Origin of the sequence: Paenactinomyces guangxiensis (assembly GCF_016055185.1) — a bacterium.
GTDB classification, from domain to species: domain Bacteria; phylum Bacillota; class Bacilli; order Thermoactinomycetales; family Thermoactinomycetaceae; genus Paenactinomyces; species Paenactinomyces guangxiensis.
The window spans coordinates 193746-208745 of the sequence record NZ_JAECVR010000001.1 but is presented as its reverse complement, the minus strand read 5'-3'; the positions used below and the strand labels follow the sequence as shown (position 1 = coordinate 208745).

General features: G+C 45.1%; 14 protein-coding genes. 10 read left to right on the top strand and 4 right to left on the bottom strand.

Annotation, left to right across the window (positions count from 1 at the left end):
* The first annotated feature begins 84 nt into the window (after positions 1-84).
* The 8 genes from I8U27_RS01090 to mtaB all read left to right on the top strand — a co-directional run bounded on the left by I8U27_RS01090 (position 85) and on the right by mtaB (position 8700).
* Complete coding sequence (locus I8U27_RS01090) at positions 85-1626, top strand: TCP-1/cpn60 chaperonin family protein (protein ID WP_181750335.1); 1542 nt, start codon at positions 85-87, stop codon at positions 1624-1626.
* An 18-nt stretch (positions 1627-1644) separates the two neighbouring features.
* Positions 1645-2301, top strand: coding sequence for a nucleotide exchange factor GrpE (gene grpE, locus I8U27_RS01085; RefSeq protein ID WP_232345168.1), 657 nt, complete (start codon positions 1645-1647; stop codon positions 2299-2301).
* A 46-nt stretch (positions 2302-2347) separates the two neighbouring features.
* On the top strand, positions 2348-4192 hold the full coding sequence (gene dnaK / locus I8U27_RS01080) for a molecular chaperone DnaK (protein WP_181750336.1): 1845 nt from the start codon (positions 2348-2350) through the stop codon (positions 4190-4192).
* A gap of 145 nt (positions 4193-4337) precedes the next feature.
* Positions 4338-5459, top strand: a complete 1122-nt coding sequence (gene dnaJ / locus I8U27_RS01075) for a molecular chaperone DnaJ (RefSeq protein ID WP_181750337.1) — start codon at positions 4338-4340, stop codon at positions 5457-5459.
* Between the two features lie 62 nt (positions 5460-5521).
* Positions 5522-5665 carry a hypothetical protein gene (locus I8U27_RS01070; RefSeq protein WP_181750338.1) on the top strand — a complete coding sequence of 48 codons (144 nt, stop codon included), beginning with the start codon at positions 5522-5524 and terminating at the stop codon, positions 5663-5665.
* Positions 5652-6596 (top strand): 50S ribosomal protein L11 methyltransferase, encoded by a 945-nt coding sequence (gene prmA / locus I8U27_RS01065; protein WP_181750339.1) that lies wholly within the window; start codon positions 5652-5654, stop codon positions 6594-6596. The genes I8U27_RS01070 and prmA overlap by 14 nt, the downstream gene beginning before the upstream one ends.
* 17 nt (positions 6597-6613) lie before the next feature.
* The gene (locus I8U27_RS01060; protein ID WP_181750340.1) at positions 6614-7360 is read left to right on the top strand and encodes a 16S rRNA (uracil(1498)-N(3))-methyltransferase; all 747 of its coding nucleotides are present in this window, start codon (positions 6614-6616) and stop codon (positions 7358-7360) included.
* The gene (gene mtaB / locus I8U27_RS01055; RefSeq protein ID WP_181750341.1) at positions 7357-8700 is read left to right on the top strand and encodes a tRNA (N(6)-L-threonylcarbamoyladenosine(37)-C(2))-methylthiotransferase MtaB; all 1344 of its coding nucleotides are present in this window, start codon (positions 7357-7359) and stop codon (positions 8698-8700) included. The genes I8U27_RS01060 and mtaB overlap by 4 nt, the downstream gene beginning before the upstream one ends.
* A gap of 503 nt (positions 8701-9203) precedes the next feature.
* On the opposite strand, the gene I8U27_RS01050 is transcribed toward mtaB, so the two are convergent.
* Positions 9204-9542 carry a hypothetical protein gene (locus I8U27_RS01050; protein WP_181750342.1) on the bottom strand — a complete coding sequence of 113 codons (339 nt, stop codon included), beginning with the start codon at positions 9540-9542 and terminating at the stop codon, positions 9204-9206.
* On the opposite strand from I8U27_RS01050, the gene I8U27_RS01045 reads away from it, so the two are divergent.
* Entirely contained in the window at positions 9504-10106 is a 603-nt protein-coding gene (locus I8U27_RS01045; protein WP_181750343.1) for a Crp/Fnr family transcriptional regulator, read from the top strand. The genes I8U27_RS01050 and I8U27_RS01045 overlap by 39 nt on opposite strands.
* A 187-nt stretch (positions 10107-10293) precedes the next feature.
* Here the strand turns inward: I8U27_RS01045 and I8U27_RS20435 are convergent, their stop codons facing one another.
* The 3 genes from I8U27_RS20435 to I8U27_RS21230 all read right to left on the bottom strand — a co-directional run bounded on the left by I8U27_RS20435 (position 10294) and on the right by I8U27_RS21230 (position 13643).
* Positions 10294-11553, bottom strand: a complete 1260-nt coding sequence (locus tag I8U27_RS20435; RefSeq protein ID WP_181750344.1) for a hypothetical protein — start codon at positions 11551-11553, stop codon at positions 10294-10296.
* A 42-nt stretch (positions 11554-11595) separates the two neighbouring features.
* Complete coding sequence (locus tag I8U27_RS21105; RefSeq protein ID WP_309506079.1) at positions 11596-12774, bottom strand: SH3 domain-containing protein; 1179 nt, start codon at positions 12772-12774, stop codon at positions 11596-11598.
* Between the two features lie 113 nt (positions 12775-12887).
* Positions 12888-13643 (bottom strand): CHAP domain-containing protein, encoded by a 756-nt coding sequence (locus I8U27_RS21230; protein ID WP_181750345.1) that lies wholly within the window; start codon positions 13641-13643, stop codon positions 12888-12890.
* A gap of 375 nt (positions 13644-14018) precedes the next feature.
* Here I8U27_RS21230 and I8U27_RS01020 point away from each other — a divergent pair, with 375 nt between their 5' ends.
* A complete protein-coding gene (locus I8U27_RS01020) occupies positions 14019-14978 on the top strand; it encodes a pyridoxal-phosphate dependent enzyme (RefSeq protein ID WP_181750346.1) in 960 nt (319 codons plus the stop codon).
* Positions 14979-15000: the final 22 nt, after the last annotated feature.

Here is a 15000-nt window from a genome sequence, read left to right as displayed (position 1 = left end):
GGCGATTGATCGCCGTACGCTCTGTGCGTATTAGGGGTTCAGACGAACCCCTATCCCTATGTAAGGAAAGGAAGGGAAATCGGGGTGCCTGACAAAGATCATTTCAACTCAGACAAAGGGGAGGCTCGCCTGTCCGCACTTCAAACCAACGCCAACGCGGTTAAGGCGGTTTCTTCAGCTGTTGAATCTACTCTTGGTCCCAAAGGATTAGATACAATGTTGGTGAATGAAAATAATGAAGTCATTGTTACCAACGATGGGGTTACCATTTTAGAGCGTATGGAGGTCAAACATCCGGCTGCCCGTATGATTGTCAATGTAGCAAAAGCCCAGCAAGAGGAAATGGGGGACGGAACAACAACCGCCACCCTGCTGGCCGCCGCACTGGTGGATGAAGGGGCCAAACAGGTTGCCCGCGGAGTTCCGGTGGTCAAAGTGATTGCCGGTATTCAACGGGGAATTCGCTTCTCTTTAAATAAAATGAAGGAAAAAGCACGACCTATCTGGGAACTGGATGATGAATGGTTACAGCGAATCGCATATACTGCCAGCCGTGAAAATGAAGATATCACTCTGGCAGTCATTGAAGCCGCTCATATGGTGGGACGGGAGAAGCTGGAGGAAAAACATTTTAAGCTCTCCAGTGCGGTAATCGCACACCCCCGGGCCGAAAGCAATGTGTTTTCCGGAATTTTAGTCAATAAGACACGCATGAATTCACAGATGCCTCATTTTAAAGAAGATGTGCGGGTCCTCGTTCTTGCTGATCCCTTAGAACCAGAAATGGTTGAGGAAGAGGCACGCGGCACTGATGCCGGGTTTGCAAAACAGGAAAGGCTGAAGGAAGAGTTTTATGTAGCCCTGGAACATCTTCTTCATATTAAAGTAGGACTTGTGGTGACTGGGCGAGGGGTTGATCCCCATGCCGAAGAAGTGCTTACCGATGCAGGAATCATGGTTATTCAACGCGTCGCGCGTGATGAATTAAACAGAGTAGCGGAATATACCGGGGCAAGGCCCATCAAGCGGAATGGTCTGCGCAAACCACCAGAGGAATTGGAGAGTATGCTCGGATTTTGTGAAGAAGTGGAAGATGATGAGGTATTGGAAAAAATCCGCATCAGCGGAGGACGAGGCAAACCATTTGCTACTATTTTGGTAGGGGCAGCTACTGAGGAAGTGGTGGAAGAACGGGAGCGCATCAGCAAGGATGCAGCCTCCGCAGTACAAGCAGCTGTTCGTGGGGGATACGTCCCGGGAGGCGGAGCCATCGAACTTTCCCTTGCCCGTGATGTTGAACATTTCCGTGATACAGTGCAGGGGATGGAGAGGTTTGGGGTTTCTGCCGTTGCTGAGGCTTTGCGTCGACCGATGGCTCAGGTGGTAGCCAATGCCGGATTTAATCCGCTCGAAAAAATTGAGCAGGTCAAAGCGCTTCAGTTAAAGCGTCAGTCTGATTCTCTCGGTATCGATTGCGATCGGGGGATCGTAGCGGATATGATTGAAATGGGTGTCGTCGATCCGTTGCTTGTCAAGTACCATGCGTTAAAGGCAGCTGGAGAGGTTAGTACAGCCATCTTACGCATTCATACCATTGTTAAAATGAAAGAAGAGCTTTTCTTCTAAAACTTAGGAGGATCCGATATGGATACTGAAAACCAAGAGTTCCAGCATCTACGGAGCAAAAATTCCGATCAAGAAGAGTATCCCGAAATGAATAAAGGGAATCCGGAGGAGCTTGATCTCAATTCCTTACATATGAAAGAGGAAGCTTTTCATGAAGATGAAGCCCCTTCCGGAGAAAATGACCTGACGGAAATGGATAAACTACAGAAGCAGCTGGATCAGTATAAAGGGCTTGCAGAGCAATTACAAAAGCAAGCTGAGGAAAACCATCAACAACTTCTTCGTGCTCATGCGGATTTGGAAAATGTCCGCCGCCGGGCCCGTAAAGAGAAAGAAGATGCTCTTAAGTTTGCTGTTGTCCCTTTGCTGGAATCATTGTTGCCAGTCCTGGATAATTTTGAGCGCGCATTGGAGGCTGCTGATCAAAACAATGATTTCCGGGGTCTCCAGGAAGGTGTGGAGATGGTTTACCGCCAGTTTCTCAATGTGTTGTCTCAAGCAGGACTGACGATGATTGAAGCAGAAGGCAAACCCTTTGATCCGCATCAGCACAATGCAGTCATGCAGGTGGAAAGCGATCAACACGAACCTGGTATTGTAGTAGAAGAGTTACAGACTGGTTATCGTTATCAGGATCGCGTGATTCGCCCATCAATGGTTAAAGTAAGCAGTTAATTTGATATACTAACTTCGTGATTGGATGTAGGAGGTAGCATGTGATATGAGTAAAGTGATTGGGATTGACCTTGGAACAACTAATTCATGTGTAGCATATATGGAAGGAAATGAAGCTGTTGTTATCCCTAATGCAGAAGGTGGACGTACCACCCCGTCTGTGGTTGGCTTTTCAAAAACAGGAGAACGCCTTGTAGGTGAAGCAGCAAAACGCCAGGCAATCACCAACCCTGACAAAACGATTATCTCAATCAAACGCTATATGGGAACCGACCATAAAGTGAAAATCGATGGCAAAGAATACACCCCACAAGAAATCTCAGCCATGATTCTGCAAAAGCTGAAGTCGGATGCAGAAGCCTATCTTGGAGAAAAAGTAACCCAGGCAGTGATTACTGTACCGGCTTACTTCAACGACAGCCAGCGTCAGGCAACTAAAGACGCAGGTAAAATCGCTGGTCTTGAAGTTTTGCGGATTATTAATGAACCGACAGCGGCGGCTCTTGCTTACGGTTTAGAGAAAAATGAAGAACAGAAAATCCTTGTATTTGACCTTGGTGGAGGAACCTTTGACGTTTCCATTCTGGAAATGGATGAAGGATTCTTCCAGGTGATCGCCACCAGTGGTGACAACAAACTGGGCGGGGATGACTTTGATCAGGTGATTATCGATTACCTGGTTCAAGAATTTAAAAAGGAAAATGGTATTGATCTCATCCATGACAACATGGCGATGCAACGCCTTAAAGATGCAGCTGAAAAAGCGAAAAAAGACCTGTCCGGTGTTTTGACCACAACGATCTCTCTGCCGTTTTTAACAGCAGATGCTACCGGTCCTAAGCATCTGGAGGTAACTTTAACCCGTGCAAAATTTGAAGAGTTGAGCAGTGACCTGATTGAACGCACCTTGGGACCCACCCGTCAGGCTCTTCGCGATGCAAATTTAAGCCCGAGCGATATCGACAAAGTCGTACTGGTTGGCGGTTCCACGCGGATTCCGGCTGTACAGGAAGCGATTAAAAAGCTGATCGGCAAAGAACCAAGCAAAGGCGTTAACCCGGATGAAGTTGTATCAATGGGTGCAGCGATTCAAGGAGGCATTATCGCCGGGGATGTCAAAGATGTGGTCCTGGTTGATGTAACTCCGCTATCTCTGGGAATTGAAACCCTCGGTGGAGTATTTACCAAGATTATTGAGCGCAACACAGCAATCCCGACTGATAAATCGCAAATCTTCTCCACGGCAGCTGATAACCAGACAACCGTAGACATTCATGTCCTGCAGGGTGAGCGCCAGATGGCTGCTGACAACAAAACCCTGGGCCGCTTCCAGTTGACTGATATCCCACCGGCACCGCGCGGTCTTCCGCAAATTGAAGTGACGTTCAAAATCGATGCGAACGGGATTGTCAACGTATCTGCCAAAGATAAGGCAACCGGCAAGAGTCAGGCCATTACGATCCAATCCTCCAGTGGCTTGAGCGATGAAGAAATTGAAAGAATGGTTCGCGACGCTGAATTGCACGCTGACGAGGATAAAAAACGTAAAGAACAAGTGGAGCTTCGAAATAAGGCAGATCAGCTGATCTTCACCACTGAGAAAACAATCAAAGACCTGGGTGACAAAGTAGACGCCGCTGATGTGGATAAAGCCCACAATGCGCGGGATGAGCTGAAAAAAGCGCTGGAATCAAACGATGATGAGGCGATCAAAAAAGCGACCGAAGAGCTTGAACAGGTGGTACAACAACTGTCTGTAAAACTGTATGAAAAAATGCAACAGGAAGCCCAGGCTACACAGGGTGCAGATTCAGATACGTCCCAAGCCAAGGACAAAAAGGACGATAATGTGGTAGATGCAGAATATGAGGAAGTAAAAGAAGAGAAATAATGAGGAGAAGGGGAAAGAGATCTCCTCGACTTGGAAGTCAATGTCGAGGCTCTGCCTTGGCTTGACTTTCTCTTTTTTATGAAGGAATGAATCTTCACTCATTAGACAAAACATTTTACAGGGGATGGATAGAGGAGGTGATCATGTGAGCAAACGCGACTATTATGAGGTATTGGGCGTTGGACGTAACGCTTCAGATGATGAGATTCGCAAAGCTTACCGGAAGCTTGCCCGCAAGTATCATCCGGATGTCAACAAAGAGGCTGACGCTGAAAAGAAGTTTAAGGAAGTAAAAGAAGCCTATGAGGTGCTAGGTGACCCCCAGAAGAAAGCTCACTATGATCAATTTGGACATGCCGACCCCAGTGGCGGCTTTGGCGGAACCGGAGCCGGTTTTGGAGGCCAGGACTTCGGTTTTGGGGATATTTTCGATATGTTCTTTGGTGGTGGGCGGCGTAACAACCCAAACTCTCCGCGTCAGGGAGCAGATCTTGAATACCGTTTGCAAATTGAGTTTAAAGATGCTGTTTTTGGCAAAAACGTAGATGTAGTGATCCCGCGTACAGAAACCTGTGATACCTGCCATGGCAGCGGTGCAAAGCCGGGAACACATCCGGAAACCTGTTCTGTCTGCCAAGGTAGCGGGCAAGCGGAAGTGGTACAAAATACTCCGTTTGGCAGAATTGTTAATCGCCGGGTTTGTAATGCTTGTCAGGGAACAGGCAAAGTGATCAGGGAGAAATGCTCCAATTGTCGAGGTTCTGGTAAGATAAAGCGGAAGAAAAAGATCAATGTAAAAATTCCTCCCGGAATCCATGAAGGGGCACAGCTGCGAGTCAGCGGAGAAGGAGAGCCGGGAATCAACGGCGGTCCTCCCGGGGATTTATACATTACCCTTCTGGTGAAACAACATGATTTCTTCAAACGGGATGGAGATGACCTTACCTGTGAGTTGCCGATCACTTTTGCCCAGGCTGCCCTGGGGGACGAGGTAATCGTTCCTACCTTGAATGGGCGGGCAAGATTAAAAATTCCTGCCGGTACTCAGACAGGTACAGAATTCCGAATGCAAGGAAAAGGGGTTCCCCGTTTGCGTGGATTTGGAGAGGGAGATTTACGCGTCAAAGTTCGCGTTGTCACCCCAACCAAGCTCACAGAAGAACAAAAACAAGCATTACGGGATTTTAATCGTCTCTGTGGAGAATACATTAATGAACAAAATAGTAATTTCTTTGATAAAATGAAAAAAGCATTTCGAGGCGATTAAAAATAACCGGATGGGGAGATTCCCCGTTTAACATGGATGACAAGCATAATGGGGAGCGTTAGTTGGCGCAGCGGCCTGATGGGACAAACTATCCGGAAGCAAGCCCCAATTCCCTCCCCTTAAAGAAAATTTTGTCAACAAGCAACAAACGGGCAGTCAGCCCGTTTTTGTCTATTTTGAAGGAGGACGAATTTGAACTGGGTTGAATTAAGTGTGCATACAAGCCGGGAGGCCGTCGAAGCTGTCAGTAATCTTCTTCAGGAATTGGGGGCAGATGGTGTGGCCATCGAGGACCCCGAAGTTCTTGAACGCCAGTGGGAAACCAGCTACGGAGAGGTTATTGAACTGTCCAAAGCGGATTACCCTGAACAGGGAGTGAAGATTAAAGCATATCTGCCCGAGTTTGAATTAACAGATGTAGACACCTTGCTCAAGCAAGTGAGGAGCAGGGTGCAACAGCTTAACGAGTTTGGTATCCATCCCGGACCGGCCACCGTTGAAGCCAAAACGGTTAACGAAGAGTCCTGGGCCAGCGAGTGGAAGAACTATTATAAACCGGTGCGGGTATCAGAGAGATTAACCGTGAAGCCGATCTGGGAAGAGTATGTACCCGAGTCCGACTGGGAAAAGGTGATTGAACTCGACCCGGGGATGGCATTTGGAACGGGGACCCACCCTACGACCGTTCTCAGCATGAGATTGTTGGAAAAGTATTTGACACCGGGCATGCGTGTAATAGATGTCGGCAGCGGGAGCGGAATTTTGAGTATTACTGCGGCTAAACTGGGAGCTGAAAGTGTACTGGCTCTTGATTTAGATCCTCTTGCTGTTAAAAACACAGAAAAAAACGTGAAACTAAATAACATGCAAGGTGTTGTCACGGCCCGTGAAGGAGACCTGCTGAGAGGCGTCTCAGATACTGCGGAGTGTGTCGTGGCCAATATCCTCGCAGAAATTATCTTGCTCTTTGTCTTTGAACTCCCACGGGTTCTCGTTCCGGGAGGGATTTTCATCGCATCGGGGATTATAGAGGAAAAGGCTGACCAGGTGATTCAATCCCTGCAAGAGTTCGGTCTTGAGGTGCTGGAAACCATTCACCATGAAGGCTGGGTGGCAATTGCCGCAAAAAAATGGTAAACTGATAGGAGTGTCCAATGCAACGCTATTTTATCTCCCCCGAACAAAGGGACCGGGACCGGATCCGGATTAGCGGCGAAGATGTGCACCACATCAAAAATGTGATGAGAAGCCGTCCGGGAGATCAGCTGGTCTGTTGTGATGGCCGGGGAAATGATTATCTCGCTGAGATTATAGAGATCGATCCGGCAGCTGTTTTGTGCCGGGTGATAGACAAATCCTCTTCGCTGGGTGAGCCGGAGACAAAAGTGACGATTGCCCAGTCATTGCCAAAAGGGGATAAATTGGAATGGATTTTACAAAAAGGGACAGAGATTGGTGCTGTCCGTTTTCTACCCTTTGTATCAGAACGTACAATTGTTAAGATAGATGCCCGCAAAGCGGCGAAGAAGCGTGAACGCTGGCAGCGGATTGTCAAGGAAGCGGCTGAACAGGCCCATCGCGGTTTTATTCCCGAGGTAGCCAGTCCCGTCAGCTGGACCGGACTGCTCGAGGAAATCCACCGTACTGAAGAGGCTTTGATTGCTTATGAAAAGGGCGGAGTTCCCCTTGCCAAAAGCTTGGCGCAAATTTCCTCCAAGCAGATCCTTCTCATCATCGGACCGGAGGGAGGGTTTACGGAGTCGGAAGTTGCCGGGGCTCAGCGTGCAGGGGCGATTCCCGTCACCCTGGGATCACGCATTCTTCGTACGGAAACAGCTTCGCTGGCAGCTTTGTCTTGTATATTGTTTGCACGAAATGATTTAGGAGGTGAAACGAAATGAGAACTGTTTCTTTTCATACCCTGGGTTGCAAAGTAAATGCTTATGAAACAGAAGCGATGTGGCAAATGTTTAAAAAAGCGGGTTACCAACGGGTTGATTTTGAAGAGAAAGCGGATGTTTACCTGATCAATACCTGTACGGTAACCAACACTGGGGATAAAAAAAGCCGCCAGGTGATCCGGCGGGCGATTCGTAAAAATCCGGACGCGGTTATAGCGGTAACGGGATGCTATGCCCAGACATCCCCGGGAGAAGTGGCTGCAATCCCGGGTGTGGATATCGTGATCGGTACCCAGGGACGTGACAAATTGCTTGATTATGTGGAACAGTTCCGCCGGGAACGCCAACCGATCAACGCTGTTGGAAACATTATGAAGCAGCGTGAATTTGAAGAGCTGGATGTGCCGGCTTTCTCGGAACGCACACGCGCCTCTCTCAAAATTCAGGAAGGCTGCAACAACTTCTGTACCTTCTGCATCATCCCCTGGGCAAAAGGACTGTCCCGCAGCCGTAAACCGGAAAGTGTCTTGAATCAGGCACGCCAGCTCGTGGAAGCCGGGTATAAAGAGATTGTGCTGACCGGAATTCATACGGGTGGTTACGGCGAAGACTTTGAAAACTACAAACTGGCCGATCTCCTGTGGGATCTGGACAAGGTGGAAGGCCTGAAACGTATCCGCATCAGCTCAATTGAGGCAAGCCAGATTGATGAACGTGTGATTGAAGTGCTCAACGCCTCTAAAAAAATGTGCCGCCATTTGCACATTCCTCTCCAGGCCGGCGATGACACCGTCCTCAAACGGATGCGCCGCAAATATACAGTAGCTGAGTACAAAGAAAAAATCATGCGTTTGCATGAGGCGATGCCAAATGTGGCTATTACAACAGATGTGATCGTTGGTTTCCCAGGTGAAACAGATGAGCAGTTTGAGAACGGCTACCGTTTGATCGAGGGATTGAAGATGTACCAGTTGCATGTATTCCCTTACTCCAAACGGACAGGAACTCCGGCTGCCCGCATGACCGATCAGGTTCCGGAAGAAGTGAAACATGAAAGGGTCAAGCGCATGATTGAACTTTCTAATCATTTGTCCTATCAGTATGCTGAGAAGTTTGTCGGTGATGTTCTGGAAGTGATTCCTGAGCGTCCGTACAAAGAAGACCCGCAGAGCGGATTGTACATGGGTTACTCTGACAATTACCTGCAAGTGATCTTCCCTGCCAATGAAGAGCTGGTTGGTAAAGTATGCCGTGTTCGCATTGACAAAGCAGGTTCCGAGTATTGCCGGGGCACCTTTGTCCGCGTGATTGATGATGTTCCGAGCCCCGCTGCCGTGTAATGGCGATTATGATAAAATAAGACTGTTAACTGTATTTCGGTTAACAGTCTTATTTATTTTTGTTTTACGTTTAAAATTCACTGTTCGATTGATCGATGGCTTTTATTTAAATTAATAAGTTGATCTAAATAGATATAAGGTCTTCGAATTCTCGTTCTCTCTTTGAATTTACAATTTAGAAACAAGTGTTTATTTTCCTGAAACAATCTATTTATAAAATATAAATAAGACAGTTTATAACAGTTGGGGCCACATACAGATCGATATGGCCTAAGGAGGGGGTCATATGTTCGGCTAGGTTAGCCTTACGGAGACTTCCCCTAAGAATCGGTGTAAAGTTTCCTGAACTTGTCTCAAGCTCAGAGCCCCCCGTGAAGGAGCTGTTTCTCAACGATTTAAGGTAGGTGGTTCATGTTTGGATGTAGTAACATAAGCTTATCTTGGGAGTCTGACCCTCCCATCCATCTACATATGATGTACGTATGATTATGCCATTATTTTAGTCATCTTTTGTTTGAATATTGGGCAAATCCCATGTTGTTATTTTCAGAGTTGCAGGCGTTGGCAGATTTTTCATCATGTTGATTCGCAAACGTTTTCACAGTAGACTTGCGATGCAGGATTAAATGGATTTGCTTCAAAATTTTTAATGTACGTTTAATCGGAAAGGAAGGTACAAACAAGACCAATTCCTTTCTTTTATAGTCACGCGCCTCCACGGCACGATCCTTCTTCTTTAATATGTCTGTTTCAATGGGTTCAAGAAGTGTATCAGAGTGGGATTGAATGATGGAGGAATAACAATGAATCAACAGCTTTTTAATCAAATTCATTGTTTTCATAGCAAGCTTCTCCGATCAGGAGAAATTATCTCTCTGCATCATGATAAAGTCTATATTGTAAAAGAAGGGATCGTTTATCTATGGGAGCTTTTATCTGACGGGAGTCAAGTATTAATCGACATTTTAAAAGAGGGGCATGTTGTAGAAGTTGCTGCTTGTCAATTTAATGTTTATGAATTCCGTACCAATGAACATGCAGAGATCTGTATGCTAGACTGGGAGCAAATTCATCAACAAAAACTTACTTTAGAGATATTACAGAAATTAAGAGATTTTTCTGCTCGTTCTCAAGAGCTCACCTCTATTCAGAGGTTAAAGTATGTGAAAGATCGTTTGATTAATCTATTAATCTACCTGTCTAAACAATATAGTAAGAAGAGTAAAAATGATGATGTAGTCTTAACTGTACCTATTACTCATGAGGAGATTGCCTGTGCAATCTTATCTACAAGAGCTACGATTACAAGGCATATTAAGCAATTGGAAAAAGAAAAGAAAGTCAAATATCTATACATACGGGGGAAGCGCTACCTCCAATTGTCCGATGTGATGGTATCTGGATAACATCGAATATCACGTAAACACCCGGTTCGCCGGGTTTTTTGTCTACTTGATAAAAAAACAAAAAATCCATCTCCAGCACAGAATGAGAGGTGAGAACCCGCTCACTCAACCGAGATGGATTTTTTACAATAGCCCCATTGTATTCAAAATATAAATTATATTGTCAACAATCTACCTTTGGATCATATTAAGGTGAACAAGTTGGAGCAACCTGCCCATCCGAACCTGTATACACGTAAGTATCGGAGATGTATTGGCCTGTGCCGATTCGATCCCAAAGATCGCTTGTACCATATTTACCTGTTACCGTTTCCCCTCTAATTTGGCACTCAATGGTTACAACGTCTCCATCATACTTTTTACCTACTATGCTGTAAGACGTGCCTGGACCGGATCTTACATTCACGGGAAGACCGTTGTCTGTGTGTACAGTACCTGTAATCGTTCCATTTCCACTCGGATCTAAGTCATCAGTGGTAATGGTGACCCAGTCATTTTGTAAAGAAGCTAAGCCTAGTCGTTTCGCTACTTCCGGAGTAAGATCAATTCCGGCAGGGTTAGCAACGTTTCGATCAAACTGATCTTTTCCGTTGTTGTAATTGCTATAATATGCTGCATAAGACTCTGGTACTCCCAGATCTAACTTTTGGGAAGTACAACATAATTTAGAATAGATGCGGCGTTCAGAATCCGGGTCCCAGTAGTTATCATCTTGATTCCAAGGACCTACTTCATCTACATGAACATCAGTGATGGATTTACCAGTTGATATCCGTGTAATATCAACCGTGTATGGTGGATTGTTATATGGTGGAGACGTTTGCCAGCCTAAATTAGCAAATTTGAGATATTTATCTGGCAGAGCTACTTCTAAGGCGCCTGCTTGATTGGGATTATATTGTGTAGCAAAAACACGGATATTATTAGCAGCTGCTTCCGTTTTAAACTCTGTTATTCGCATAGTACTCTCTTTTGCCCACCAAGCTTTGATATACTGGCGGAATTTAGAATAGCGACCCTTTAACACTTGACGTACCTTTTGATCAGTATTTGTAAGCGCTTGATCATGTTTCCGGGTATAGCCTGTTTCTTTAATCTTTTGTATTTTCTCTTCCTTTGATAGCTTTTCATCTAAAACAAATTGATCTGACTCTTTTTTTAGTTCTCTTAAATAGATGAATTCGTCTGCTGCGATTTGGGCGAGCTGATTCATTTCAGAATCAGTGAGAGCAAGCTCTTTTTTCATTTGTGCAACAGCTTGTTCAACGTTTGTATCCTTGGTAAACAGCAGGTAATGAAGAACGGATTTCTGAGTCCAAGGATCGGTTTTTGAGGTCGAAGATGCCTCATAAGCTTGAGTTTGCTGTAATGGATAGATCGTACTGACCAGCAAAGCTACTACCAAAGCAAGAAGCCAAAATGGATGCAGCCCTTTACGTAGATACATCACTTTTAATCCCCCTTGTATAAAAGCTTATATGATTGTAGATTAAGGCGCGCATGTTGGCGCAACTTGACCATCTGAACCTGTATACACGTAAGTATCGGAAACATACTTGCCTTCCCCAATTTGATCCCATAAATTGCTGGTACCATATGTACCCGTTACGGTCTCCCCTTTGATCTGACATCTAATCGTTACCTTGGTTCCGTCAGCTACCTGATCTACAATACTGTAGCTGGTGCCTGGGCCTGATCTAACATTTAAATTTATTCCGCTTGTATTTACGACCCCGGTTACTCTATTTATAAAGCTGCCTAATGGGCTATAGTATAGATGGTAAAGTGGATATTTCCCTCCTGAAAGGTAGGGTTTGGCCCCGGATTCAAAGCTGACATAGAGGGAATTATTAATAATGGCTAATCCTTCACTCATCGGTGGCGCCACCATGCTGTCTACTTGGGTTCCATTTGTACCTTTGGTATACGTAATTAATTTGCTGTCATTAGTACGACCACAGGATTGACTGTAGATCACGCGATCAGCAGTCATAGCCATACCTTGAATGCGGTCCGGTGTATTCCATGTTTGTGAGGGAGAGGTGGAAGAGAGTTCGTCACTGCTGTTCAATGTGTATCCGTATACTTTTCCTCCTGAAGTGGGGGAACATAAACCGGATGAACCATGCGTATAGTCACCCACCCAAAGAACTCCATTATAATAACTTGCATAGGAAGCGTCGTGACTTAAGGAGTAGCGTTTGGCCGCAATTAATTTTCCTTGATCAGGAGTGTTGATGAGATCGTCTAATTTAACTTGCAAGAGATTGTAGCTATTACCGCTTTCTTCAGAGGCTACCCACAAATTGTTTTGACTGACTGCCAGACCTCCTACATGTCCCATTTGTGGGTTGCTTGTGCTCTCATATAAGTAAACTTGTTTCACATATTGCCTGGTAGCAGCATCAACCACAGCGATAGTACTGGCCTTTTGATTGCTGGTGTACCAGTAGTAGGATATTAGAATCCAATTCTTCTCTTTCACATAAGCAAGTCCTTGTGGAACCCATTCAGAATTGGAATCAGAATAAAGAGGCATAGCTGGACCCTTCTCAAAGATCCCAAAAAACTCCGTGTAGACGCTTGCTGCATAAGCGGATGGACTCAAAGCAAAGCTGAACATAAGAATGCAGGATAATAATAGAATCGGTTTCTTAGAAATCTTCACTAATATCCTCTCCAGTCTTTCTAAACTTTTGCAATAATTCGAGAATGATAATGACGATAGAGAAGACCTCTATCGTCATCAAGATATGGAATTAGTAGATTTTAGATTTAGCCTTAAGGGGAGGGGCAAGTAGGGGCAACTTGACCATCCGAACCTGTATACACGTAAGTATCGGAGATATATTGGCCTGTGCCGATTCGATTCCAGAGATCGCTTGTACCATATTTACCTGTTACCGTTTCCCCTCTAATTTGGCACTCAATGGTTACAACGTCTCCATCATACTTTTTGCCTACTATGCTGTAAGACGTGCCTGGACCTGATCTTACATTTACAGGCAGCCCGTTATCTGTATGGACAGTACCAGTGATTTCATCTGAAGAGCCGGGAAGCACATGGATAAAGTTCTCAACACTAGAGGTAGAGAGAGTGCGCTTACCATATCCATATTTAGTAGCCCAGTTGTACTCTTCGATCACAACTTCTGTACCATTGTTTCTTACTTCAGCTACATAAGCGACATGTCCATATGATCCACTGTTCCATTGAGCAATGGCTCCCACTTTAGGTGTTTTGTTCACTGTGTAACCAAGTGCTCTTGCATTGTTATCCCAGTTATTGGCGTTACCCCAGTGTCCGCCATTCATATAGTTGGTAAATTTAAACTTATGGTTATTGTTCATGCGATGAGCTACAAAGGAAGTACAGTTGCGTTTGTAAAAACCCCAGGGGTCCGCTGAGTTCCAACTATCATTTTTGTAAGGATAGTCATCACCAATCACTGCATTGATTGTTACGGATTCAGATGGCTGAGCGGCTGTACTCTTTGCTTCTGCATGTGTAGTTGGCGAGAGCGATAGGGAAAGCATGGTGCATATAGTAGCACCAGCTAGCAGAACCAGCTTGAACTTCTTAAACATATTTTTCTCCCTCCATATTAGTCTGATTTTACTACACTTATAGAATATTATTTTATTTGAAACTAGGATGTGTTCTAAAACACAAATGATAGGTTCTATTATTTATATGAAATTCTTAAAATGTCTGAGCTGCGTAGGATCTTTTTATCAATATATACGGAATAGTATCTTTTTATTAAAATCGAAAGTTTAATATACAAATAATACAAACAATAGTTTACAATTAATAAATATAATATTATAGAAAAACAATCCAAGTGGTTTTCATTGGTATTGGTGCCGGTATCAGATATGGTGGTTTAAAAAAAGGGTGGTGCAAATAATTTGCGCGAAATCATTGATTTTGACGATGTACAAAATGCATATCAGCGGCTGCAGGGAGTCGCCCATCAAACCCCGGTATTGACCTCACGTACGTTAAACAGCCGTTGTGGGTGTGAAGTATTTCTCAAGTGCGAGAACTTTCAACGCGGAGGCGCTTTTAAATTTCGCGGCGCTTATCATATGATCAGCCAATTGTCCGTGGAAAAACAAAAGCAGGGTGTCATTGCTTATTCTTCCGGCAATCATGCCCAGGCTGTCGCGCTGGTATCCAGGTTCCTGGGAATCAAAGCAGTGATCTGTATGCCTTTGGATGCACCCCCAGTTAAAGTAGCAGCAACACGGGAATATGGAGCTGAAATCGCCTTTTATGACCGACACAAGGAAGACCGTGTCACTTTTGCTGAACAGATTGCCAAAGAACGGAACCTGACTCTGGTACCCCCCTATGACCATCCACATATCATGGCGGGTCAGGGAACGGCAGCATTAGAGTTGTTGAGGGAAATTCCTGACCTGGATGCCATCGCGGCCCCCATCGGCGGCGGCGGTTTGATCTCCGGAACCTGTATTGCTGCACATGGCATCAATGCAAAAATAAATATATATGGAGTGGAACCGGCCGGTGCTGATGATACACTTCAATCCTTACAGATCGGTGAGCGAATTCAGATCGCTCCCCCGGACACAGTCGCAGACGGCCTCCGTTCACAGATCCCGGGTGAGCTCACTTTTCCTGTTATAAAAAACCATCTGGCAGAAATCGTTACTGTTTCTGATGAAGAGATTTTGGAAACTGTAAAATTTGCCATGTTGCGCCTTAAGATTGTGATAGAGCCGTCAGCTGCGGTTGCATTAGCCGCTGTTTTGCACAATAAATTGGCTGAAGGCTGTTCACGTATAGGGGTATTGATCAGTGGCGGAAATATTGCACCCGATTTGCTGGGAAATCTGTGGAAATAAGATTTTTACCGGATTTTATAAA